The sequence below is a fragment of the Nostoc sp. NMS7 genome, from assembly GCF_017115085.1.
Classification (GTDB): domain Bacteria; phylum Cyanobacteriota; class Cyanobacteriia; order Cyanobacteriales; family Nostocaceae; genus Nostoc.
Genome location: NZ_JABXKJ010000213.1, coordinates 1 through 21976, shown reverse-complemented (window position 1 = coordinate 21976; position 21976 = coordinate 1). Strand labels below are relative to the sequence as shown.

Sequence of the window (21976 nt, the reverse complement as noted above, 5' to 3'; positions counted from 1 at the left end):
TTAAATAAAATGCAAAACTTCATCCTGTATCTAGCTTCCCTCTCCTTTATCAGGAGAGGGATTGAGGGTGAGGTAAGCCAGGGACATAAATTGGATGTTATTTAATTCTTATTCCTAAGTTAACACGCATGACAGCTGTGCTACCAAAGCCCCTATTGCATCCAAAGGAAAACCGCTATAATAGCAAACCGTCGCCTGATTCAGAACATAAGTTCGGATACATTAGTTGATGGACTGCAACAATTGGAGGCTGTGATGGTAGAAGGGTTACAACAAAAACGGGTGGTAGTTGTAGGTGGAGGTTGGGCTGGTTTAGGAGCAACCTACCATTTGGCAAAACAAGGCTATGATGTAACACTTCTAGAAGCAGGCCCCTATCCCGGTGGATTGGTGGCAGGTTGGCAAACAGCTGCCGGAAAATCTGTTGAAGCTGGCATTCATGGCTTTTGGTATCCTTACAAAAATATTTTTTCCCTAATCAATGAATTAGAAATTAATCCTTTTACTACTTGGACTCGTTCTTCGCAATATTCGCCAGCAGGTTTGGAAGTTGAATCACCGATTTTTCAAGACTTACCGCGACTCCCCTCCCCACTAGGAACTTTTCTCTACACTCAGTTTAAGCGGCTGCCACTAATTGACCGTCTTAGCGCCCTACCTTTACTTTATGCGGTTGTTGATTTTGACAATTCTGATGCAGCTTGGCGGCGCTATGACTTTGTAACTGCCCGTGAATTATTCAAAGACTTTAATGTTTCGGCACGGCTTTACCGCGAGGCTTTTGAACCAATGTTATTAGTGGGCTTGTTTGCCCCTGGTGAACAATGTTCAGCCGCAGCAACTTTAGGGATGCTTTACTTTTTTATTCTGGCTCATCAACCAGATTTTGATGTAGTTTGGTGTCGGGGAACTGTTGGAGAAAAGATATTTCGTCCTTGGGTGGAACGTATCGAAAAAGCAGGTGCGCGAGTGTTACCCAAGCGCCGAGTTACAGACTTAATTGTTGATAATAATCATCGAGCCAAGGGTGTGGTTTGCGGTGATGAAGTAATTGAAGCAGATGCTGTAATTTTTGCGGTTGGAATCACGGGGATGAAGAAAATTGTCTCAACTAGCCCTAGTTTACAAAGCCGTGAAGAATTCCGTAATTTGAGCAATTTAGGAGCAATTGATGTTTTAGCAACGCGACTATGGTTTGACCGGAAAATTGATGTTCCTCGTCCTTCTAATGCCTGTTTTGGATTCGATGCAACTACAGGTTGGACGTTTTTTGATTTGAATGCTTTACATGATGAATATCGGGATGAACCAGGAACAGTGATTGAAGCCGATTTTTATCACGCGAATCAGTTTCTGGGTTTGAGTGATCAGGAGATTTTACCAATAATTCAGGGTTATTTAGCAACTTGTGTGCCAGCGTTTCGAGAGGCAAAGATAATTGATAGCAGTGTAATTCGCTTATCTCAGGCAGTGACTCACTTTGCACCTGGTAGCTATCGTTATATGTTACCCGCTAAGACAAGTTTTGAGAATGTGTTTATGAGTGGCGATTGGATTGTAACCCGTCATGGTTCCTGGTCACAGGAAAAGGCTTATGTTACTGGTTTGGAGGCGGCGAATTTGGTGGTGTCTTATTTGGGAGAAGGTCAGCCATCTGAGATTTTAGCCGTAGAAGAGGATGAAGTGCATATACAAGTCGCGCGATCGCTTAACCAAACTTGGCATGACTTCGGCAAATCTATCCTACCTAACTTTTGGTTGCCGTAATCTGTAGGGTAGCTGTATATTTCTCACAATAAGAGTCAACTATTAATTGTAATCTAAATTCGGTAAGCTAAAGAGAGCGATCGCATAATGTAAATCAAATAACATAGCTTATGGAGCCAGACTCTTTACAAACCGAGGTGATTCTGATGCATCCGCGTGAGTCTCTTGGCAGAGTGCAACTTGATTGGACACCCCAACCTGGAAACTATCTCGATTTTCAAGGTAAAACCTATGCGGTTTTAGAGCGCCGCCATAGATACCAACTTCAATCTGGGCGCTACCGCTTGCATAATATTGCGATTTATGTACAGTCGGCGAAACGACCATCTGAGAAAAGTTTGGTAGCGGGACGTTGGGTAATCGGTGATGCCACCTGCTGCTACAATGCTCATTCAGAAATTATTCGCTGTGCAGTCAATCCAGATGGCCCTTGCAAATCTTGCCGCTTTTATGAAAAGTTAGAAGCCGTTTAATTTTGGATTTTAGACTTGTCGTGAGCGTTCAGTCGAACGATTTTAGATTTTTCCTTCAATCCAAAATCTAAAATTGAAAGTAATTTAATTTTGAATTTTTCCTTAAATCCAAAATCCAAAATCTAAAATCGACAACCCCTCAACTCCCCGCACCAAAAACTTCTCCCACAGTTAAGCGGGTACCATTAACAAAATCCCATCCCGACTGGGGACGTTTACCAGCTAGCTGAACCTCTCGCAACAGCAATAAACCTTCCCCAGTTTGGACGATCGCCCCAATTCCTTTGGTAATGCTCACTACAACTCCCGGTTTGTCTGATAGATTTGACAAATCAGGCAATTTATGCAGTAATTCTGGTGGGAGATTGCGATCGCCTACAGAACCAAGGGGAGCAGAAGCGGTGATTTTCAGCAGATTGTTACGAAAGGTAGCGGTACAGTTAGGGTAAAAGCCTCTGATTTGATTGTGTAATTGGATAGCACTTTTTGACCAATCCAAAGCATAATCTTGTTTTTGAATCAGAGGTGCATAAGTAGCTGCCAAATTATCTTGAGGAATTGGTTGAATTTCCTGGCGTTCCAACTTCAACAGAGTTTCCACCAACAAATCCCCACCGATCACAGCTAGTCTGTCGGCTAAATCTTGGGCACTATCCAGTAATCCAATGGGTGTAGTAGCGATTTGGAGCATTGCACCAGTATCCATCCCCGCATCCATTAACATGGTTGTGATCCCCGTTTCGCTCTCACCGTTATACAAACACCACTGAATCGGCGCTGCACCGCGATATTTGGGTAAAATCGAGCCATGCACATTAATGCAGGCTAACTTGGGCATATTTAGGATTTTTGAGGATAAAATCTGTCCATAGGCGACAACAACAAACACATCTGCGCCTAACTGTTTGAGTTGGGTTAAAGTTTCAGTGTCTTTTTTCACCCGTTCGGGTTGCCATACTGGTAAGTTGTGAGCAGTAGCGATCGCTTTTACTGCTGTTGGCGTAAGTTTATTTCCGCGTTCCCGGCGTTTATCTGGTTGGGTGACAACTGCCAACACCTCGAATTCTGAATGATTCAATAACTTTGACAATGTGGGCACAGCAAACTGTGGTGTACCAAAGAATACAATTTTCATTAATAAATAGTTGTTAGTCGTTAGTTATTAATTAATCGTAAGTGCGCTGCTCATAACTGACAATATATAAGTTGCATATTGAAATGGAATTCACCAAGCCAGGATTTAGCAGGCTCCTGTATCGGGGAAAACAGTTCGGAGCATCTCAGTGAAAGCAAATATACCAGATGAGAACCCTCACCCCAACCTTCTCCGAACCCACGGAGAGGGTTGGGGTGAAGTTTTACAAAACTTTTTACACTCATTGAGATGTTCCCAAACATTTGCAAAGCAGAGTTGATTTGCTGTAAATCATATCGGCTGTTTGGTGGTACAATATTTTCGTATTGGTCAAACCCAAGGCTGCTTGATTAACTTAATAGTTAAGTTAATAAGTGTAACAGCTACTATCAACTGCATCTGCCTAAGGAGAGCCTCATCGTTTAGTGGTGTCTCCTCACGATCTCCTAGAGCATCTACCGAGTAAGTTTAGTTGTGTTCCTGATTATTTATCCGCAAATTGGCGTTAAATGCAGTTAGGTTTCTAAAAAACTATTGCGTATTATAGCTATTTTTGTAGTTAAGATCGCCATTTCTAAATTGGGGTTGCTGACAGCAGGATTTTCTGAGTATGATGTATTAATACATCCGCTTTGCCAGCTTAATTCACGTAACGCCTCACGTTTACCATTATCGGGGTTGGCGCTGTTATATCTAGTGTGAAACTTGCCTTAGTTGCTGCGTACTAGCGATCGCTAGTACGATCCCCAATAACTGAGTCATCTCACCCTTGGTTGTCAGCTTCATTAGCCCAAACTATACCTTGAATATCCCTTGACTAATACCTGTTTTTGGTTTAGTTGGGTATAGCAACATTATATATCATGTAGTAATTACTGAGTTTTCAGCATATTTACTATATTTGCATATTTTGGCAACCAAACATTCAGTACTTGAGTAAAAAAAAGCTGTGGACAATGATACTTAATTTTTGTAAACCTCTGGAAACTTTGAAGAAGATATCTAGTCATTGCTTTTAGTTTCTTGTTATACATATAATTACTGGCTGCCCCATTGCTGCATAGGTATTGCTTCTCACATAGCACATAGCAACCGCCCCTTCTAGAGAGTCTACAAATGCTTAAACCCCTTTTGCTGTCAGGATGGTTCCGCGCGCAACCATTTCTTAATTACGTTGTCGTTGTGATACTAATCGCACCCTTGCTAGGGGCATCAGGTCACTCGACCCCAGCCAGATCCGAAGTAGCTAAAGTAACTTCGAGAACTGGAGAGTCTGACTCTGTATCAAAGGAAATAGCTGTAGTTGGGGAACCTAAAATAGCTGAAATATTAAAAACAGATCAAATCAACTCCTTAACAGAAGAATTTGACTCTGTGCCAACACAAACTACTGTTGTCCAGGAACCGCAAGTATTACCAGCAGATAAAATTGAGTCTTTCGATCAAGCAGATAGTTATGTGTCAAACAGCGATTTAACTGTTCCTGATCCTTTAGCAGCAGTTGAACTTGCACCATTAACAGATGTTCCTGTTAGTCAACTTAATTTAATCCGAAAACTTAAAGCTGCTAATATCCAGTCTTTGAAAGTCCAAGAAAATTATCTCTCGAAAGAAAACTCTTTTAATAAATCATTGACAGCAACTCAAGTAGCACCAACTCTGAGAGAATCACAACCAACCACAACGACAGAAATACCTGTTGCTGAACCACGCGATGAGTCCCAAGCAGAACAAATAGATCCCATAGGTAGTCCTCATCCTATTCCTTGGAAATGGATTACAGCGACTCAAGAGGCAATTGCTTCCAAGGGTGGTTCGGGAATGCGTCACTTCCGCAGCGTACCCGTGGTTTCTCCAGATGGTAAATATGCTGTTTATAGCCGGGTGCAATTAGAGGTAAAACCCCAAATGTACAACAGCCGTGTTACCAGCATTCTGTTTGTCCAAGATATGCAAACCCAAAGGTTGTGGGTGATGGCTTCAACTGCTCCTGTTAACGATCCTTTATTAAAGATAAAGGCTGCAAAGGCGGCGCAGTCAGAAGAAACTGATACAAATGGTCAGATTGGGGTATTAGTTCCAGTTAGCTGGTCGGAAAAAGGCGATCGCTTTTTAGCACGCAAGTTTGAAGGTATATTTAACACAGGTGATTCGACAGATAGTGCAGTCATTTGGGATCGGCAAAAAAATCAGGCTAACACAGTTGCTCCTGCTCATGAGGAAGATCATGAAAAAATTGCCGTATTGTTAGGTTGGAGTAAAAGCCAACCGGATAATGTGCTATTTCGTGCGGGTGAATTGGGCGAAGAAAACTGGCCACTAATCCAAGTTGCTAATGATGGCAAGACTGTTACTACAACAGACAATGATCAGCCGATTACCTTTGGTAAAAAGGTTACAGAAATTTGGGCAGGACCACAAGTAGCTTACCGATAGGTTATAAAAAATCTTGTTTACTCCCGTTGTCATCACTGCTGACAACGGGAGATTTTTTGGCGTTCCATAGCCTATCAATTTCTATTATGTTACGATAAAAGCATCAACCTGTACAGAGTTTGTGTACAGGTTAAGCGAGAATCTACTTAATTCAATTTACAAGTAAAAACGGAACTTTTGATACTTATGGTTTCTGCTAGCTATACTTACACACAAGCACGAGAAAAGCTGTCTGAACTGTGCCAGAAAGTTACTTCAGAACGTGATTTTGTAATCATTACACGTCGGAATGCTGAAAATGTAGCTTTAATAGCTGTTGATGAACTTTCTAGTATTCTAGAAACTGCTCATCTTTTACGTTCTCCCCGTAATGCTGAACGTTTGCTAACAGCTTTAAATAGAGCTAAATCAGGAGTTGTGAAATCTCAAAACTTGGATGATCTTAGTCAGGAGTTAGGATTTGACCAAAAACAAGAACATCAAAAACCAATCAAAACAAGAAATTCCAGCAACTCCAAAGCAAAGAAAAACAGTATTTCAACCTGAATTTTTAGAAGACTTAAAATTTTGGGTGGAAAATGATCAACGAGTTACCCTTAAAGTTTTGGATCTTGTCAGAGAGACTTGCCAAGATCCTTTTAAGGGGAAAGGTAAGCCAGAACCTTTAAAATATTTAGATCCTAATACTTGGTCTCGCCGTTTAACACAAGAACATAGAATTGTATATCTTGTAAAAGATGATGAAATAAATTTTTTACAAGCTCGTTATCATTATTAACTATTAATTATCCCAAAATATAAGTAGGATTATTTAGTTTTGCGTAGCTTGCCGCCGTAGGTATCGCCCAAAACTTCCAACACTCCACAAATATCTACCTGCTGACAAGCTCCTCTCAAAATCCTAGCGGCTGAGTTTATAAGTAGGTATGTAAAAATATTTATGTCACCAGGATGGAACTTGGGAACTAATTCATGAGCGTTTACGTTTGTGGGTGGCTGCGCCTATCCTGCGAAAATCAAGCCTTTTGAGGTCATCTTGCAGGTTTTAGGTCATATCTCGGCTGAATACCTATCTGAGTCAGATGAAGATAGTTTTGCACTTGGCAAATGATAATATGTTGCAGAAAGTTGTGCCACCATCGCTGCACGAGATGACACCTCAAGCTTACGGAACATTCGCTTCAAAGCCTGCTTGACAGAATTTTCAGTAATCCAAAGTTCAGTCCCAATTTCTGCGTTGGTTCGTCCCAACGCAACCAACGCAGAAATTTGCAACTCACGAGACGTTAAACGATTGATTTTAAACGGTTGATGCTGCGCTTCTTTTGGAGTTGCACTTTGCGTTAATCGCATGGTTGTAGCCCAAACTGATAAGTGCAAGCAGATGGCGCTCAAATCAGCTAGATTTTGAGTATCAAAGGCAGGCATCGACTTTTCACGAGTGCAGCCCACGATACCTACTAATTGACCACGATCAATAATCGGTCCTGCCATCACATGCCAATGATCGGGACGAGGACAAATGATTGCCCAAGCCTTTGGTGATGTTACCAATCCTTCATGAATCGGAGTATGACGCTCCGCTATATAACGCGCCACCGGATTATGCTCGATCGAAAGTGCAACGTTCAATATTTTCTGAACATTGCGATTGGCTAAGGGCAGTTGGTCGAAGAAGAAAATCCCCGATCGCTTGGCTGCAAAATATTCACCAATTTTTGGCGCGGTTTGTGAGCGCAACTCGCGTTCATCTTTTACCTGGTTAATCGCTTCAAATAAAAGCTGCAAGGAAAGCGTCATCTGGCGAAAAGAGTACTCGTTCGAGGACTGCGCGAGGTCGGTTGCCACTTCTAGTATAAGGATAGATTTCGTAGCAACTCTCATCAGGAGATTGATTCATGACTAACTCACAAAAGCACATTATTGGCTTGGTACTTTATCCTGGCATGACGGCACTTGATATTGTGGGACCCCAGACAGTTTTTAGTTCACTTCCCGGTGTCCACATCCACCGCATCTGGAAAGCGTTAGACCCGATCAAAAGCGATGACGGAATGATGATTTTGCCTGATAAGCTGTTCCACATTTAACTTGCATAATTAGGGCGGGCAAGATGCCCACCCCACAAGAGTTCTGTTTAATTCGGTTATGCAAATTAGATGTTTTTCAGCTTACCACCTTTGAAAATTGCCCACCCTTGGACGTGATCGGTGTCGGCGGCGGTTTAGGACAGAGTGCAGTAGTAGATGATCCAGAAGTGCTTGAGTTTTTCCAGAAACAGGGAAGCACAGCAAAGTTCATCACCTCTGTATGCGGCGGGTCTGAGTTTTTAGCAAAGGCAGGACTGCTACAAGGCTATCGAGCAGCGACTCACTGGATGATGCGTGAACAACTCGCAAGGTTGGGCGTTGAGGTCGGAACGGAGCGAGTTGTGATTGACCGAAATCGCATGACTGGTGGGGGGGTTACCGCAGGTATTGATTTTGGTCTAACGATTGCTGAAGTGCTTTGTGGTGAGGAAGCGGCCAAGATCGCTCAACTATTAATGGAGTACGATCCAGCCCCTCCATTCGATGTCGGTTCACCCGAAAAAGCGGGGGCTGAGTTAATCAACAAAGCGATGTTATATGCTGCGGCGACATTTGGTTTAGAGGTAAAATAGGCAGTCTAATATGACCACAAATTTAGAAATTAAGAGTGTTCCCACACGTTGGATACAAATCGGTTTTTATACGACTTCAATCGTTTTTAACCTCTGCTTGATTGCTCAGTTATTAACGGTTGGGGTTGCCTACTTCAACGATCCTGCCTGGTGGACTATTCATGTTTGGCTGGTGCGAGGGTATAGTGGACTATCCTTTCTATTACTAGGAGGGTCGTTCATCGCCCCATTCTCAGACAGAATCCGATCTCTCGCCGTCAGTTTACCTGTCCTGCTTGGACTCCAATTTGCGAGCATTCATCTCAAGAGTCCGTTTCACCTAGAGGTTCTCCATCCTCTGATTGGATTCATGTTGCTCTATGTTTCTTCAAGCCTTGTCCATCGTGTAGCGCGGACGTTATCACTTACCCACTATCAGACTGAGTAAATTTGAGGGGTAAAAAGGATGACTTTGTTGCAAAAACTACTTCAGAATTAAGGGCTCAAATGAGCAATCGTGGTGACTAAGCCGCCCTGTCACCACGATTACTACGAGAACGCCGTTGAATAGATAATCTTGCAGAAACTTAACTATAAACTCCAATAAAAATTATCGAATCTCGATTAAAACTATAAAGACTTATTTATCACCCCTTTCCCACTCAGGTATGACACCTTTCACCCGGCGGATGGGCAAATTAGCAATTAAAGCTGTAGTTCGTTGGTTGCTTTCTAAGGAGAACTCCAAGCCCTCGGTCTCAATTTCGACATAGCGACAGACGACATCTAAGATTTCTTGCCGCATTTTTTCCAATGTTTGAGGGTCTATGTCAGCGCGATCATGAGCAATCACCAATTGCAGGCGACGTTTAACTTGAGTTCTACTGCTATCAGGACCGCGAAAAAAAAGTCGTTCTAGAAGTTCAATCATTACGAATAGGTCTGGGGCGGAGACTGGAAAATAAGTTAAACAATCTTTGTCCACAACAACCTTCGTAGACGGGCGAAGATGCTGTCTTGGGACGAGTCGATCTCCAGAAAATCGACACTTTCCCCTTCTAATCTACGAGCAATGTTCTCAAAGGCTATGGCAGCTAAAGAGGGATTTTCCGCTAACACTAAGGGTTCGCCGCGATTGGTAGATACAATAACACGCTCGTCGTCAGGGATTACCCCGATCAGGGGAATGGCGAGAAGTTCCTGAACATCTTGCACAGACATCATATCATTTGCTTTCACCATTGAGGGTCTAATGCGGTTAATTATTAAATGAACACGCTTGATACCTTGTGCTTCTAGTAACCCCACTACCCGGTCAGCATCACGAACTGAGGAAATTTCTGGCGTGCTGACAATTAGCGCTTCTTTTGCCGGGCCGATCGCATTTTTAAACCCATTTTCAATGCCGGCGGGGCTATCAATGATCACATATTGATACTTTTGCGCTAGTGCATTCACCAATAACTTCATCTGTTCTGGTGTGACTGCATCTTTGGAGCGATTTTGGGCTGCCGGCAAGAGTACGAGATTGGGTTGGCGCTTATCTTTCACCAAGGCTTGTTCTAAGCGGCACTCTCTGGCTAAGACTTCCACCGCAGTATAGACGATGCGGTTTTCTAGCCCTAGCAGCAAATCCAAATTTCTCAGACCAAAATCCGCATCAACCAAGGCAACTAGACGCCCCATTTTGGCTAAAGCCATGCCCAGATTTGCTGAAACTGTGGTTTTACCCACTCCTCCTTTACCGGAGGTAATCACAATAATGCGAGTCATGATAGAAATGCGGTCAATGAGGGTTCAGGAAATATAAAACCGTAAATTGCAGTATAAAGTATGAAGTATCGTATCAAGTATGAAGAAATATCTGGTCTCCCTGATTCGGGCGAGGTATGAATATTTTTTTATAGCGATATCTGAGGACAAGCCGAGGAAGCGTCTACCCTCGGTTGTGTACAATACACTTCTCTAGGGGAAAGAAATTAGGGATTAGAGTAGTGTATTCTATCCATGTGAAAACCGCTATATTTCATCTTTCGTATTCTTCATCTTTTAAGTAAATATTCAGGGCTGCTAATTTATCTTAGTAAATTGGTTTCTGTAAAAATCACTAGCCCTAGCGATGCGAATCCCTTGGGGCGTAATATGCGCCACTTCTGGAGAAAATTGCATCGGTAATTTTTCTGGTGCCCTCGCTACAGCATCTGCGATCCGCAATTGGGTTGGTTCCATTTGCAAGGCCATAATTAGACACTCACTATTACCTCCAGCCCCAGCATGAGCGATTCCCCGTAAACGTCCCCAGATGATAATATCTCCATCTGCAATTACAATACCACCTGGATTTAAATCTCCCAAGAGAATTACTGTACCAGGATGACGAATTTCTACTCCAGAACGGACTGTCATTTCCAGATAGAGGGCATCTGCCTGGGGTATGGCTGTAGCTGTTGACTCGGAGACCAGAGAACTTACCGGCTGTAGTTGTTCTACAGAATACCCCGATGTCACCGCAGCGATCGCAGTTTGACGACGACTCGTCGAGACAGATATCAGCCGGAGTTGGACTTCACTTAAAGCCTCGCCAAGTTCTTGCAGTTGTCTGGCATCTACTAGGCGGTCTTGTGCCATCAGATGCACAGGGCTATTAGATATACGGAAGCGATCGCCTGCATTCAGACGCTGTTTTATTTGTTGCCAAATATCAGACCAACTGAGTTCTGAGGCAGATACTTGAGATTCTGGTGGCAAAATTAATAACAGTCGTCCCTCCTTACTTTTTAACTGGACTTGAGTATTCTCATTTACGCGATGCCCTGGTAATGCTAACTCATCGGGATTTAAATCAGTCAGGATAAAATCTGATGCCGCATCAGTATTTGACTCTACATCTGGGTTAGGGTTAGCAGTATTTGAATTTACATCGGGATTAACAGGATTTGACTCTACATCCCCAAGGACAGTATTTGATTTTAAATAAAGGAGGACAGAATTTAATTCCGCAACCGGGAGGATAGAATCTGACTCTAGATCAGAAACAGTAGGATTTACGTCTACCTCAGAAACGATAGAGTCAAATTCTGCATTAGGAAGTGCAGAATTTGACTTTAGATTGGGAATCGCAGAATCAGAAGTCATGCAGTACTAGCCAAAAGACAACAGATTTTAAATTTTGGGTCGCACCTTTGGTGCGCTTCCAGCGCAACTTGGATTTGTGTCACCCACAAGGGGGTTGGCGTAGCGGAACATTAGTCCGACATCAACCAAAAGATTCTTTAATCTCAAATCGTTCGACTGAGCGTAGCCGTACTCCTTTGGAGAAGCAAGCTACGCGTAGCGTTCCGCAGGAAAGTCTCAAATCTCAAATTGGCACAGTCAACCTTTGATAAATTGTCCCCAAGGCATCAGCATCGCCGACGTTACCTGGAAACAGCACTACAGGCAAATTAGGAAATTGAGGATGATCGGATGGCGTTAACACCATTGAACAACCAGCTAAAATTTGACCGAGTAAACGGGCTGAAGTTAAAGCGAGTCCACTACTCAAAACATCATTAGAGGTAATACCACCCTTACTGATTAAGAATCCTATATCAGATGGTAAACCGCGCACAATATCCATCAATAAACTTGAAACTTTTGTCCCAAACTCCAATCGTGTTTTGACATCTTTAAAACTCAGTTCCTGACGGCTAGTATAAACTACTGGTGTTTTGCCAGCTTCGTGTACCGCCCGTGTACTTTTCTGAATTTCAGTTAGCAGTGTAGCAGATTGATTTGGATCATCAAGTAATCGCGCTACATTCACTTCGATTCCCACAGTTCCTTCTATTTGCAACAGCGCCTCTAATTGCTGAGTAGTCTTTTTAACATGGGAACCAACAATCACTGCACCTGGTTTGCCTTGTCGCACGTACTGCGCCATCTTTTCGGCAGCAATGGGTTGGGGTGGTAAAGCGGCTAAAGCTGTTAAAATACTGGCGGCACTGCGAAATAGAAAGCGTTTCCCTTGACTTGCTGCTGCTAATATGTCTACTGCAAAGCGGTTGAGATCATCTTGAGTTTCACCATCGACGACAGCGCACTGATTACCATTGAGTTGTAACAAGCGTTCTAAACTACCAGCGCGAATATCGGCTAGGAGAAATCTTTCTACAACTTCGGCACTAATTCGTCCTTGAGTCTTTTCTTCGACATACTTGGGTAAGTAACTGTGATGGTAGCTGAAGACTGAATCACGGGCAAATTCAGTTTCATGGACTGGAGTGGGTACACCGCCAATAATTAAGTAATGCACACTGTCGCGGGTGATGCGTCCACCGTCAAAAAATGCTGGGACGAGAAAATGGGCATCAAAGGGTCCGAGTTCTTGGGCGATCGCATCGGTTTCAACCGGATAATGTCCCCGTAAGGTAGAATCAGAACGGCTGACAATCAGAAAATCGTCAATCCCTTCAACATTCAAGGCGATTTTTAGGTTCTGGCAAACTTCTATGGTTACAGATGTAGCTGACTCTGGCGTTAGCGATCTAGTATTAGTCAGCACAAATAAAATCGGCGAATCATCCTGCAACCCGGCGCGTAAAGTGTCCACATCCCAACGCATTAGCAGCAAGCAGCTGTGGACTGTTTGAGAACCTGTAGGGTCATCATCCAGGACAATTATTTTAGGTTTGTTGCTCATTTAAGTAATCTCTACTTAGAGGATGTTTTAAAAGTATTAGGCAACTCGAAGTCGCTAGCTACTACACAAGCTCTCGTCCACCTCCGTGGACTAATAAATCAAGGGTTTTCTAACCTGCGGAGGCAGGTTTTGTATTTCGACTCCGCGCAATACAAGTATGTGTAGCTGCGACTTCTAGTCGCCTTCTAGTGCTTCTCAAACATTCTCTTAGCCTTTGTATAATTTTCTGATTTCTGCTTGCACATCGATCGCAATTTGCAATGATTGATTTAGCAGTTGAGCATATTCGCCTGCTTGACTACTAAGTTGTAAAGCTTGCAGACTGGCTAAATTATTTACAAATAACTCTTGGTTATTAGCAAGCAATTTTTTATTATCTCGTAAAATTCGTTCCGTTTTCAGAGCGCGGACTAAATCTTCTCTAATCAGTCGCAGGGCGGCGGTTACTTGATCTCGGTCATGGATACTGCTTTCAACGTTTCCTGATGCTGCCAATTGGTCATTAATATCTATGGCGCCAATCAGGTCATGATATTTATCAACTTCATCTAAAAGTATTGTCAGTCCTTCGGGACAGGTTAATTGTCGCCAGAGCGATCGCCCAACTAATATCGGGATTGGCACTAAAATTAGTAAAAGAATTCCGAGTCGAATTGAAGAGCCAATTGTCGGCAGAATAATAAACGCATAAACAAAGCCAACAATTATTGGCGTTAGCGCCAGCGTCACCAGCATTTCATTGATGAAAAACCCTAATCGCTTCTTACTATCTTGCATAACCGAGGGTCGAAAAACGTCTTCTGGATCGAACCCAGTCAAACGTCTCAGTTCCCCCTTGCTAATTTCCAAGCCTATTAAATCCGGCTGCACTGCTGGATAACTCCTATGGAAGCCCAAGTTGCGTATCTATTTTAACCTTTCGGCTTCTCTCCGAGACCCTTCTCTACGAGACGCTGCGCTCACGGCAAGCTCAGGGCATCGCGCTACGCGAGCGCTCAGAGCTGTTCAAAATCATATCCAACACCTCAAAGTAAAATTGGGTATTGATGAAGTTGAGCAAAAAGATATCAACTCTCGCATCGCCCTATGTATGACAGCACTTCAGAAAAAATTATTATCATTTTGATTTAGGTTATGATCCTTTCTTTGGTCAGCACAAATTAAGTATCTATTCTAATCAGCTTTAGCATGATGATTGTGATTATATTCGGGAAACCAGTTTTCATCTAAAATTTGCTCTAAAGAACCAATGGGTATCAAGGGGAATATGTCAATGGAAAGTTGAGAGCGATCGCTTGCTTCTGCTCTTGCATCTTGGTAACATTGATCAAATATTTATAAAATATAAGGTTTTAAGCTAGGACTATCTTTAAGAGTATTTTTAATCTCTCTGCGAAAAGTCCTGATTTCTCCTTTCCAATGTCCTTCATTACGTTCTCGTTCTTCATCCCAACACTTGAGTTTTAGTAGATGTTCAAGAAGCTTAATTAATAAACTTTCAATTGTTCGCTTCTCCCTTCTACCCATAGTTTCTAATTCTTCTAACAAATTATCTAAATCAACAGATAAAAATTGTCTAGCGCGAAGTTGGTTAATGGTTGTCTTAAGCCAAAGATAATAATCATCGTCGTATAAAGTCTGAGTCGTTGGTTGTATTTCTGTCACCATACACTTGTTAAACTCCGATTATTTGTATTAGACACGGTGTGTTTTATACATCAATTGTGATTCCGGTGTTGAATACGCATAATTGCCTCTAATTTCTCACTCTAGCTCAATAGCTCTACCTTCACCAAAAGAAAACTACCGCCTTGGGACACCATTATAATGTTGCTAAAAAATAAACTAGACTTTTACTCCAACCAGTCTGTTGGACAACGAGTAACCGTGACTTTTGCTGGAGTAATTCTTCAATAGCTTCCCATTGTCCGGAGCGAAAGTTGGCTGTGGAGTTATCAAGGGCTTGACGCAACAGCAATAATCCCTGTTTGTGGAGGTCAGTTGCCATATATACCAAGTATCTGATTGTGATTTCTGTTGTAACATCAAAGACAATCAGTATTAGTTATGTTGGAGCGATCGCTAAATTATTGTAGGCTACAATGTATCACCCTGTGGGCAAATTGATAAATCGCGTTTAAGAGTAGTATGACCGCAGAACAAGGATTAATAATTTTTGATACTGCAACTGCTGAAGCTGCATCTTCACAGATGGGCGCAAAACTGAATTATCGATCGCAAGCCACTGATATCAGCATCGATGCCGATACTTATCTGTTTACCCAGTTGCGAAAACTCTCACTTGAACAACGGATAAAAATTTTCGTGGCTCATGAACGTGGGATAAAAAAACTTTGCCTTGCAGGAATTAAATCACGACATCGCGGTGTTTCCAAGGAAGAAATTCGTTGTATATTTGCCCGTGCATTGCTGGCAGAAAAATTTTCTCCAAACTTCCAATCAATTGGTGTTGATGAAAGTATGTGGATTCAAGATTCCATCTCACTAGCAAACGAACTCCACCAACTTTTTGAGTCAATAAATATACCTTATTACGTTAGTGGAGGTGTTGCTAGTTCAATTCATGGGGAACCTCGCTCGACTCGTGATTTGGATTTGGTGATTTCAGTTCAACCTGACCAAATCGATTTGTTGGTAACGACACTGGAAACAGCAGGATACTATTGTCCAGCAGGGGCGGTTGAAGATTTGAAGCGAGGTTCCGAGCGAATGCTCAACATCACTCATACCGAAACCATAGCTAATGCCGACCTTTACATCACTGATGGTTCACCATTCGCAGTATCGCAGATGGCGCGTCGGATATTGCCCAATTTAGATGGGATACCTCCATTTTGGGTGGCTTCGCCAGAGGATACGATTTTACAGAAGTTGCGGTGGGGGCGGAGTAGTCAATCTGAAAAACAGTGGCGTGATGTATTGGGAATACTCAAGTTGCAAACACAAAGTTTAGACTACACCTACCTTATAGAGTGGGCGGAACATTTAGATTTGGTTGATACCTTGAGCCGGGCATTCACTGAGGCTGGTGTTTAATTAAAAACTTTCCTAAAACCTTAGGGACTTCCAACAAATAAATTACCCAATCTTGTGGGGTCGGCAGCGTTCGACTGAGCGCTCACGCCGAAGTCTTGCCCGCCTCTGGCTTAAGGCTCTCGTGTCGCCCACCCCACAAGAAGTAGTTGAGTATTTTTTATTTGTCAGTCCCTTAAGGATAAAGACCTCTGTCAGTCAGCGCCTGAGCCACTCTACCTACCCCTAAAGTGTAAGCTGCTAACCTTAAAGAAATTTGCCGTACTTTCGACTGGTGAATCACCCGATGGTAGGCATTCACCATCAAATGTTCCATTTCTCTATTAACACGCTCCTCATCCCAAAATACGTAAGAAAGACCCTGCACCCATTCCAAATAACTGACTACCACACCGCCAGCATTTGCCAAAATGTCTGGTAGCACTGTCACACCCCGCGCCTCTAACGCCAAGTTAGCCTCAAGAGTAACTGGCCCGTTAGCTGCTTCGGCGACAATTTGCGCCTGCACCTGATTCACATTTTCTTCAGTAATCTGGTTTTCTAAAGCTGCTGGTATTAAAACATCGCAGGGTAAAGTTAATAAATCTGCATTGCTAATTGGTACAGATTGCGGGAAACCGATAATACTCTTGCGATTTTCAGCAGCGTAGACTTTCAACTTGGGAATATCAAGACCAACTTCGGAAAATACTCCCCCAGCACCCGTTGAAACAGCAATAATTTTCGCGCCTGCTTCATATAGTAATTCCGCAGCAGCACTACCAACGTTACCGAAACCCTGGATAACTACTCGCACTCCGACCAAGGATTTACCTTTATCTGCTAGCGCCTGACGCACAATAATCATCACACCACGTCCAGTTGCCATTTCTCGTCCCAGAGAACCACCAATAGAAACGGGTTTCCCAGTTACAACTCCTGGTACAGCATGACCGACATTTACAGAGTAAGTATCCATCATCCAAGCCATTTCACGGGCAGAAGTACCCATATCGGGTGCAGGAATATCTACCGCAGGTCCAATATCTTTAATCAACTCGCTGATATATCGGCGGCTGATTCGCTCTAATTCGCCAACACTGTAGCGTTTGGGATCTATGGGAATGCCACCCTTGGCACCACCATAAGGAATACCTAACAATGCACATTTCCAAGTCATCAACATTGCTAGAGCGGATACTTCCCGCAGTGTCACAGCTGGGTGGTAACGAATTCCACCTTTGTAGGGGCCTAAGACATCGCAGTGCTGTACGCGATGTCCAGCGAGAACTTGTATTTCCCCATCATCTAGTTTCACCGGAATGGAAACCGTGACAACTTTACGCGGGTGGCTGAGAATTTCCAGCAAACCCTGATTTAAATTTAATTCTTTAGCTGCCGCTTCTAAGTAGCTACAGGCTTGGTCAAATGGGCATATATGCGCTGGAGAAGCAGGTTCTGCCAGCAACAGGGATTTTGAAATCATAAAATTTTCTCCTAATCACGGTATCTTTACGAACCGGATATCATCTATACTTAGCTTATCCTTTTTTTTGGGAAAAACAAGGATTTTGTAGTTTTTGTTACAGTTTTATTTTCTATATCCTGCTATGCCTGCAAAGCAGTATGGGGACTAATGGACTAATGCATTCTAGATAGCCTGCTTTGTTAGGGAATTCCAAAAAATAAATTATCCAATCTTGGGGGGAGTCCCTCTTTAGTCCGCCCAGTTTATTGGACGGGCGAGACGCCCATCCCACAAGAAGTAGTTGGATATTTTTTTACTTGCAAGTTCCTTAGGGTTGGTAAGCTGTTTTACATTTAACTTGCATAATTAGGCTGGGCAAGACTTCGGTGTGAGCGCTCAGTCCTTCGACAAAGCTCAGGAACCATCGAACGCTGCCCACCCCACAAGAGTTACATAACATTTAGGTTTAAGTGCCTTCATTCTCTCTCAATGCGATCGCGGCATTCTGTCCACCAAAGCCAAAACTCAAACATAAGACCTGCCTAATTTTACTGAGACGAGCGGCTGTAACGATATCTAAATCGAACTCTGGCTGCCGCAATCCTACACAAGGTGGTAATATTTGATGCTTTAATGCCATGAGAGAAAAAGCTACACCTAAAGCTCCAGATGCTCCTAATGTATGACCTGTGCTTCCTTTGGTGGAACTAACTGCTACTCTTTGAGGAAACAAACGCTGAATTACCATACTTTCTATGCGGTCATTTAGCTGGGTAGCTGTGCCATGAGCATGAATATAATCAATGTCGGGTGGTGACAGACAACTACGTTCTAGACATTGTTTGATGGCAGCGATCGCACTTTTCCCTTCAGGTTCTAGTGAATTGCTATGATATGCGTCGTTAGTTAAGCCGAAACCGAGAATTTCACCATAGACTTTTGCTTGACGCTGCTTTGCTAACTCTGCTGATTCTAAGACAAACACAGCTGCGCCTTCCCCTAATACTAAGCCTTCTCGGTGCAAATCAAAGGGATAAGCCCCAGTTTTCGCTAAAGCACCCATCTGCTGAAACCCTGCTAAAGTTAAGGGTGTAATTGGTGCTTCCACTGCGCCAGCGATCGCTTGTTGACATTGCCCAGTTTGGATAAGTAAAGCTGCTTGGGCAATAGACCAAATTCCAGTAGCACAAGCTGCCATCGGTGCCAAAACTATCCCTGATGCACCGATTTGTCTTGCAGCTGCGATCGCATTCATGTGAGGTAATGTATCTAGCCAATTTCCCAAAGAGGACACCGAGGAATTCGCCGCATCTTCATACATTTGCCTTGCTAGCATTTCCCAAGACGCTTGATAAGATCGACTCGATCCAATGACTACAGCACAATCAGCTGCATGTGGAAATAATCCAGCATCTTGCAAAGCAGAAGAAACAACCATCTGAGTTAACAATATTAACTCAGATGGTTGTTGACTAATCAAACCTAACGGAAGTGGTGTAAGTTCTGGAAATGGTTGATGTAATCGAATTCCAGATTTACCAGCTAGCAAATTTTGCCAACTATCCTCCAAGCTTCCACCCAAGGCGGAAATTAAACCAATACCAGTGACACAAACCTTAACCAATTTGAATTTTGCGAGTGAGGAATTTTTCGCTATTCAAACATTCAATTCTTTATTTTGAATTTTGAATTGATTTCTCCTACTGTCCAGGTGTTTTCAGATTTTCAGCCCCTTGGGTGACTTTAGCAGAGTCAATGCGATCGCCTTGCTGAATTTTATTCACTACAGCAAAGCCTTGAGTGACATTGCCAAACACAGCGTAGTTACCATCCAAAAAGGCTAGATCGGCTAAAGCAAAGTAAAACTGGGCAGAAGCAGAATCTGGTTGTTGCGATCGCGCCATCGCTACTGCACCCTGCTTATGGGGCAATACGACGGGTTGAGCAGTAGCATCAAATGGTTTATTGTAAATCGGTGTATCTGAACCTTTTGGCTTAACTTCTAAAGGTATATAACGAGCATTTCCCGTTTTTGGGTCAATATAACTACCTTCTCCCAGTTTATCTACTGGAACTTTCGGGTTTTTGCTTTGAGGATCGCCCCCTTGAACAACAAACGGTTGGGGTTCGCGTACAACTCGATGGAAAGCTAAACCATCGTACACGCCCTTTTGGACTAGATCCACAAAGTTACCAGCTGTAATTGGGGCATCAGTGCCGTCTACTTCGATAGTAATCGGCGAGCCTTTAACCGTCAGCACCACAGTAGCCTTGCCTTCTAGCCGTGGTAAATCTGTGATTCCAGGAATAGTCTCATTACTAGTTTGAGATACAGATGTTGCTTCAGTAGTTGTCTTGATGCTTGCCTCACTTGTGGTTGAGGTAGCTGTCGAGGTTGGAGAAGATGTATTAGAAGCGACTTGCTGTGTTGAACATCCACCCAACATCAAACCACTAATGAGTACAAAAGAAAGCAAAAATTGGGAAATTTTTAACCGCATTGCCAGTTACTGATTTAACCAGACTATCTTATCGTTTCGAGGGGCATTGGGCATTGGCTCATATCTTGCACCAGGCGACTGGAAGTCGCGGCTACACAGGCAAAACCCTTGATTTTATGTTAGTCCGCGCAGGCGGACTACCCTTCGGGTTCTCCAAAGGAGTATGTTTGTATAGCCGCGATTTCTAATCGCTAGGGCTAGGTGCAAGATGCGAGTTGGTTATTCTCCTTCTCTCCCCCATCTCCCTAATCTCCCCCATCTCCCTTGTCTCCCTAATCTCCCCCACTCCCCACTCCCTTAAAGTCCTTCTAGCGACACTCCCAAAAAGCGGGCTAACTTTGCGCCTTCTGTTTCCAACTCTGTTAAAGATAACGGTTGTCCAACCCGTGTTAAGGGTATATCTCGCCGGCCTTTAATGCGTAGATAGAGGGCGCGAAGGGGATTAAGACCTTCTTTGACGGCTATTTGCACAGATTGCACATCTTCTATGCGGCTGTTAATCTCAATGCGGCGGTTTTTGCCAGGAAATCCCCAACGGAAGATTTTGATTGTGCCAGTTTCCTGATTAAATTCGTTGTAACCGCCGCCCACGTCCAATAAAATCACTAGCCAGAGGTATGTGGCTAATAGCAAGCCAACAGTGCCATATAACCCCATTACTAGTCCTTGGGGGAAAAATACCAGTTGAGTTGGATCGGAAACTATGAGTAAATTAACTTTCAAATAACTGGATATGCCAGCCAATAAAAAGCCGCTTGCTCCCAAGGTAACGATAGTTGCCCACCAGTAGTTACTGAACCGACGAGAACCGAGAACATTTTGATGCAGGAGGCGATCGCCTTTGTTAATCGTTGTTGATGCCGTCATTTAACTACCATTGCCCGTGAGATACTCGTTGTGACATATTCGCACACTGAACGCTTTTGCATCCAGTTATGAATTCTTGACCCTGTACCCCACAAATTTTACTGTCCCGGATGATGCTGGCTTACTTGCACTATGGGACAAACCACTTAGGCTATTTGTATTAGTCAAGATGTGCCAACTTCCTTTCCCGTTGTCCAACGTTTCACATAGGTTTTCCAGAGGTGTATCAGCGATCGTGGCGGCGAAGTAACCATTTACATTTTACCAAACATCGTTGACAAAAACTCAACTGCACCTCTCACTGTTCGTGCTACCCATAGAATCTATATATTTGTTAAAAATTCTTTCTTCCCTGCTCCCTGACTATTTTTGACCTCTGGGGAATGAGTTACCTATCGACGCCCATCTGCACTAAATTTTTTCAGATTTCTGAGAAAACTTGTGTCAAATTGTAAAAATTCTGATATTCATATTAATTAGGACTTACGCAAAATGACACGTTGTAGGGGCAATTCATGTAGCTTTAGCTGACCGCAGGGTATTGCCCCTACCTGAAAATCACGGTTTCGGCTATTGTTTGCGTAAGTCCTGTTAATTATAAGGTTAGTGTTTCATACCTGACTTGCTTGTTGTGTATCAGGCAAAACCCGGACTAGTGTGATAAATTAAGAATCATTAAGTTACCACAAACTAGATTACTAGCCGATGGTACGTGTAATGACATAAACAAAGAGAAATGCTGATTTCAGATCAGTAAGCTCTCAGAATCTCAGTTGCTTTCAGGCTGTTGAGATTGTCAAAAAAACGTTAATTCCTCACGGGAGTTAGTTACAGTAACTTTCCGTACTGCCTTAAAAACGTTGCAATTTTAGTAAAAAAAGAGGATTTTAGTCCGATGACCATCGCAGTTGGACGCGCGCCCAGTAGAGGGTGGTTTGACGTTCTCGACGACTGGCTCAAGCGCGATCGCTTCG

Annotated in this window: 21 protein-coding genes and 1 pseudogene; 9 read left to right on the top strand and 13 right to left on the bottom strand. The window is 43.1% G+C overall.

Features of this window, described 5'->3' with window-relative positions; translation table 11 throughout:
• Window positions 1-255 precede the first annotated feature (255 nt).
• Together HWQ38_RS25135 and HWQ38_RS25130 are read left to right on the top strand one after the other, a co-directional pair.
• A complete protein-coding gene (locus HWQ38_RS25135) occupies window positions 256-1767 on the top strand; it encodes an FAD-dependent oxidoreductase (RefSeq protein WP_292799005.1) in 1512 nt (503 codons plus the stop codon).
• 110 nt (window positions 1768-1877) lie between these two features.
• Window positions 1878-2240 carry a DUF6464 family protein gene (locus HWQ38_RS25130; protein WP_292799003.1) on the top strand — a complete coding sequence of 121 codons (363 nt, stop codon included), beginning with the start codon at window positions 1878-1880 and terminating at the stop codon, window positions 2238-2240.
• 139 nt (window positions 2241-2379) lie between these two features.
• Here HWQ38_RS25130 and fmt read toward each other — a convergent pair whose 3' ends face one another.
• On the bottom strand, window positions 2380-3375 hold the full coding sequence (gene fmt, locus HWQ38_RS25125; protein WP_292799001.1) for a methionyl-tRNA formyltransferase: 996 nt from the start codon (window positions 3373-3375) through the stop codon (window positions 2380-2382).
• 1116 nt (window positions 3376-4491) lie between these two features.
• Between fmt and HWQ38_RS25120 the strand changes: the two genes are divergently transcribed.
• The 3 genes from HWQ38_RS25120 to HWQ38_RS25110 all read left to right on the top strand — a co-directional run bounded on the left by HWQ38_RS25120 (window position 4492) and on the right by HWQ38_RS25110 (window position 6589).
• Window positions 4492-5811: a hypothetical protein gene (locus HWQ38_RS25120; RefSeq protein ID WP_292798999.1), complete on the top strand. Its 1320-nt coding sequence runs from the start codon at window positions 4492-4494 to the stop codon at window positions 5809-5811.
• A 186-nt stretch (window positions 5812-5997) separates the two neighbouring features.
• A complete protein-coding gene (locus tag HWQ38_RS25115; protein WP_292798997.1) occupies window positions 5998-6357 on the top strand; it encodes a type II toxin-antitoxin system Phd/YefM family antitoxin in 360 nt (119 codons plus the stop codon).
• 25 nt (window positions 6358-6382) lie between these two features.
• The gene (locus HWQ38_RS25110) at window positions 6383-6589 is read left to right on the top strand and encodes a Txe/YoeB family addiction module toxin (RefSeq protein ID WP_366933341.1); all 207 of its coding nucleotides are present in this window, start codon (window positions 6383-6385) and stop codon (window positions 6587-6589) included.
• 272 nt (window positions 6590-6861) lie between these two features.
• On the opposite strand, the gene HWQ38_RS25105 is transcribed toward HWQ38_RS25110, so the two are convergent.
• Window positions 6862-7611, bottom strand: a complete 750-nt coding sequence (locus tag HWQ38_RS25105; protein WP_292798995.1) for a LuxR C-terminal-related transcriptional regulator — start codon at window positions 7609-7611, stop codon at window positions 6862-6864.
• Window positions 7612-7709: 98 nt separating this feature from the next.
• Between HWQ38_RS25105 and HWQ38_RS25100 the strand changes: the two genes are divergently transcribed.
• Genes HWQ38_RS25100 through HWQ38_RS25090 form a run of 3 tightly spaced genes read left to right on the top strand, consistent with a single transcriptional unit; the run spans window position 7710 to window position 8900 of the window.
• Window positions 7710-7901 carry a hypothetical protein gene (locus HWQ38_RS25100; RefSeq protein ID WP_292798993.1) on the top strand — a complete coding sequence of 64 codons (192 nt, stop codon included), beginning with the start codon at window positions 7710-7712 and terminating at the stop codon, window positions 7899-7901.
• A 23-nt stretch (window positions 7902-7924) separates the two neighbouring features.
• Window positions 7925-8473 (top strand): DJ-1/PfpI family protein, encoded by a 549-nt coding sequence (locus HWQ38_RS25095; protein WP_292798991.1) that lies wholly within the window; start codon window positions 7925-7927, stop codon window positions 8471-8473.
• Between the two features lie 10 nt (window positions 8474-8483).
• The gene (locus HWQ38_RS25090) at window positions 8484-8900 is read left to right on the top strand and encodes a DUF6220 domain-containing protein (RefSeq protein WP_292798989.1); all 417 of its coding nucleotides are present in this window, start codon (window positions 8484-8486) and stop codon (window positions 8898-8900) included.
• A 192-nt stretch (window positions 8901-9092) separates the two neighbouring features.
• Here the strand turns inward: HWQ38_RS25090 and minE are convergent, their stop codons facing one another.
• From minE to HWQ38_RS25055, 7 genes and pseudogenes are all read right to left on the bottom strand, one after another.
• Window positions 9093-9383 (bottom strand): cell division topological specificity factor MinE, encoded by a 291-nt coding sequence (gene minE, locus HWQ38_RS25085; protein WP_292798987.1) that lies wholly within the window; start codon window positions 9381-9383, stop codon window positions 9093-9095.
• 35 nt (window positions 9384-9418) lie between these two features.
• Window positions 9419-10225 (bottom strand): septum site-determining protein MinD, encoded by an 807-nt coding sequence (minD, locus tag HWQ38_RS25080; RefSeq protein ID WP_292798985.1) that lies wholly within the window; start codon window positions 10223-10225, stop codon window positions 9419-9421.
• Window positions 10226-10522: 297 nt separating this feature from the next.
• The gene (minC, locus tag HWQ38_RS25075) at window positions 10523-11587 is read right to left on the bottom strand and encodes a septum site-determining protein MinC (protein ID WP_292798983.1); all 1065 of its coding nucleotides are present in this window, start codon (window positions 11585-11587) and stop codon (window positions 10523-10525) included.
• A gap of 223 nt (window positions 11588-11810) precedes the next feature.
• The gene (locus HWQ38_RS25070) at window positions 11811-13133 is read right to left on the bottom strand and encodes a four-carbon acid sugar kinase family protein (protein WP_292798981.1); all 1323 of its coding nucleotides are present in this window, start codon (window positions 13131-13133) and stop codon (window positions 11811-11813) included.
• Window positions 13134-13340: 207 nt separating this feature from the next.
• On the bottom strand, window positions 13341-14003 hold the full coding sequence (locus HWQ38_RS25065; RefSeq protein ID WP_292798979.1) for a hypothetical protein: 663 nt from the start codon (window positions 14001-14003) through the stop codon (window positions 13341-13343).
• Between the two features lie 303 nt (window positions 14004-14306).
• Window positions 14307-14801: pseudogene (locus HWQ38_RS25060) on the bottom strand (DUF29 domain-containing protein).
• Between the two features lie 154 nt (window positions 14802-14955).
• Complete coding sequence (locus HWQ38_RS25055; protein WP_292798977.1) at window positions 14956-15141, bottom strand: hypothetical protein; 186 nt, start codon at window positions 15139-15141, stop codon at window positions 14956-14958.
• Window positions 15142-15344: 203 nt separating this feature from the next.
• Here HWQ38_RS25055 and HWQ38_RS25050 point away from each other — a divergent pair, with 203 nt between their 5' ends.
• Window positions 15345-16190, top strand: a complete 846-nt coding sequence (locus HWQ38_RS25050) for a hypothetical protein (RefSeq protein WP_292799164.1) — start codon at window positions 15345-15347, stop codon at window positions 16188-16190.
• Between the two features lie 172 nt (window positions 16191-16362).
• Here HWQ38_RS25050 and HWQ38_RS25045 read toward each other — a convergent pair whose 3' ends face one another.
• The 4 genes from HWQ38_RS25045 to HWQ38_RS25030 form a co-directional block, all read right to left on the bottom strand.
• Window positions 16363-17652, bottom strand: coding sequence for a Glu/Leu/Phe/Val dehydrogenase (locus HWQ38_RS25045; RefSeq protein WP_292798975.1), 1290 nt, complete (start codon window positions 17650-17652; stop codon window positions 16363-16365).
• Window positions 17653-18100: 448 nt separating this feature from the next.
• Complete coding sequence (locus HWQ38_RS25040; RefSeq protein ID WP_292798973.1) at window positions 18101-19258, bottom strand: beta-ketoacyl-ACP synthase; 1158 nt, start codon at window positions 19256-19258, stop codon at window positions 18101-18103.
• 76 nt (window positions 19259-19334) lie between these two features.
• The gene (locus HWQ38_RS25035) at window positions 19335-20135 is read right to left on the bottom strand and encodes a peptidylprolyl isomerase (protein WP_292798971.1); all 801 of its coding nucleotides are present in this window, start codon (window positions 20133-20135) and stop codon (window positions 19335-19337) included.
• 297 nt (window positions 20136-20432) lie between these two features.
• Window positions 20433-21002, bottom strand: coding sequence for a photosystem I assembly protein Ycf4 (locus HWQ38_RS25030; RefSeq protein ID WP_292798969.1), 570 nt, complete (start codon window positions 21000-21002; stop codon window positions 20433-20435).
• Window positions 21003-21976 lie beyond the last annotated feature (974 nt).

Bases quoted from the DNA above. Each gene is read 5' to 3' on its own strand.
- HWQ38_RS25135 (WP_292799005.1), top strand. From the start codon at position 256: ATGGTAGAAGGGTTACAACAAAAACGGGTGGTAGTTGTAGGTGGAGGT.
- HWQ38_RS25130 (WP_292799003.1), top strand. From the start codon at position 1,878: ATGGAGCCAGACTCTTTACAAACCGAGGTGATTCTGATGCATCCGCGT.
- fmt (WP_292799001.1), bottom strand. From the start codon at position 3,375: ATGAAAATTGTATTCTTTGGTACACCACAGTTTGCTGTGCCCACATTG.
- HWQ38_RS25120 (WP_292798999.1), top strand. From the start codon at position 4,492: ATGCTTAAACCCCTTTTGCTGTCAGGATGGTTCCGCGCGCAACCATTT.
- HWQ38_RS25115 (WP_292798997.1), top strand. From the start codon at position 5,998: ATGGTTTCTGCTAGCTATACTTACACACAAGCACGAGAAAAGCTGTCT.
- HWQ38_RS25105 (WP_292798995.1), bottom strand. From the start codon at position 7,611: ATGACGCTTTCCTTGCAGCTTTTATTTGAAGCGATTAACCAGGTAAAA.
- HWQ38_RS25100 (WP_292798993.1), top strand. From the start codon at position 7,710: ATGACTAACTCACAAAAGCACATTATTGGCTTGGTACTTTATCCTGGC.
- HWQ38_RS25095 (WP_292798991.1), top strand. From the start codon at position 7,925: ATGCCCACCCCACAAGAGTTCTGTTTAATTCGGTTATGCAAATTAGAT.
- HWQ38_RS25090 (WP_292798989.1), top strand. From the start codon at position 8,484: ATGACCACAAATTTAGAAATTAAGAGTGTTCCCACACGTTGGATACAA.
- minE (WP_292798987.1), bottom strand. From the start codon at position 9,383: ATGATTGAACTTCTAGAACGACTTTTTTTTCGCGGTCCTGATAGCAGT.
- minD (WP_292798985.1), bottom strand. From the start codon at position 10,225: ATGACTCGCATTATTGTGATTACCTCCGGTAAAGGAGGAGTGGGTAAA.
- minC (WP_292798983.1), bottom strand. From the start codon at position 11,587: ATGACTTCTGATTCTGCGATTCCCAATCTAAAGTCAAATTCTGCACTT.
- HWQ38_RS25070 (WP_292798981.1), bottom strand. From the start codon at position 13,133: ATGAGCAACAAACCTAAAATAATTGTCCTGGATGATGACCCTACAGGT.
- HWQ38_RS25055 (WP_292798977.1), bottom strand. From the start codon at position 15,141: ATGGCAACTGACCTCCACAAACAGGGATTATTGCTGTTGCGTCAAGCC.
- HWQ38_RS25050 (WP_292799164.1), top strand. From the start codon at position 15,345: ATGGGCGCAAAACTGAATTATCGATCGCAAGCCACTGATATCAGCATC.
- HWQ38_RS25045 (WP_292798975.1), bottom strand. From the start codon at position 17,652: ATGATTTCAAAATCCCTGTTGCTGGCAGAACCTGCTTCTCCAGCGCAT.
- HWQ38_RS25035 (WP_292798971.1), bottom strand. From the start codon at position 20,135: ATGCGGTTAAAAATTTCCCAATTTTTGCTTTCTTTTGTACTCATTAGT.
- HWQ38_RS25030 (WP_292798969.1), bottom strand. From the start codon at position 21,002: ATGACGGCATCAACAACGATTAACAAAGGCGATCGCCTCCTGCATCAA.